This window comes from Streptomyces sp. NPDC029674 (assembly GCF_044903205.1).
Taxonomy (GTDB): domain Bacteria; phylum Actinomycetota; class Actinomycetes; order Streptomycetales; family Streptomycetaceae; genus Streptomyces.
In genome coordinates this window covers 1-1,207 of sequence record NZ_JBJDPY010000069.1, presented here as the reverse complement: position 1 = coordinate 1,207, position 1,207 = coordinate 1, and the positions used below count along the sequence as shown (strand labels likewise).

General features: G+C 56.2%; 1 rRNA gene. It reads right to left on the bottom strand.

Annotated features, from left to right (window positions below):
- Positions 1-33 precede the first annotated feature (33 nt).
- Positions 34-1,207, bottom strand: a 23S ribosomal RNA gene (locus ACI2L3_RS40415); the annotation flags it as partial.

The following is a 1,207-nucleotide window of genomic DNA, read 5'->3' as shown; positions in this document are numbered from 1 at the left end:
GTTTCAGAACCAACACAGTGGACGCGAGCAACTGAGGACAAGCCCTCGGCCTATTAGTACCAGTCACCTCCACCCGTTACCGGGCTTCCAGATCTGGCCTATCAACCCAGTCGTCTACTGGGAGCCTTAACCCCTCAAAGGGGGTGGGAATACTCATCTCGAAGCAGGCTTCCCGCTTAGATGCTTTCAGCGGTTATCCTTTCCGAACGTAGCCAACCAGCCATGCCCTTGGCAGGACAACTGGCACACCAGAGGTTCGTCCGTCCCGGTCCTCTCGTACTAGGGACAGCCCTTCTCAATATTCCTACGCGCACAGAGGATAGGGACCGAACTGTCTCACGACGTTCTAAACCCAGCTCGCGTACCGCTTTAATGGGCGAACAGCCCAACCCTTGGGACCGACTCCAGCCCCAGGATGCGACGAGCCGACATCGAGGTGCCAAACCATCCCGTCGATATGGACTCTTGGGGAAGATCAGCCTGTTATCCCCGGGGTACCTTTTATCCGTTGAGCGACGGCGCTTCCACAAGCCACCGCCGGATCACTAGTCCCGACTTTCGTCCCTGCTCGACCCGTCGGTCTCACAGTCAAGCTCCCTTGTGCACTTACACTCAACACCTGATTACCAACCAGGCTGAGGGAACCTTTGGGCGCCTCCGTTACCCTTTGGGAGGCAACCGCCCCAGTTAAACTACCCATCAGACACTGTCCCTGATCCGGATCACGGACCGAGGTTAGACATCCAGCACGACCAGAGTGGTATTTCAACGGCGACTCCACGAACACTGGCGTGCCCGCTTCAAAGTCTCCCACCTATCCTACACAAGCCGAACCGAACACCAATATCAAACTGTAGTAAAGGTCCCGGGGTCTTTCCGTCCTTCTGCGCGAAACGAGCATCTTTACTCGTAGTGCAATTTCACCGGGCCTATGGTTGAGACAGTCGAGAAGTCGTTACGCCATTCGTGCAGGTCGGAACTTACCCGACAAGGAATTTCGCTACCTTAGGATGGTTATAGTTACCACCGCCGTTTACTGGCGCTTAAGTTCTCAGCTTCGCACGCCCGAAAGCGCACTAACCGGTCCCCTTAACGTTCCAGCACCGGGCAGGCGTCAGTCCGTATACATCGCCTTACGGCTTCGCACGGACCTGTGTTTTTAGTAAACAGTCGCTTCTCGCTGGTCTCTGCGGCCACCCCCAGCTCA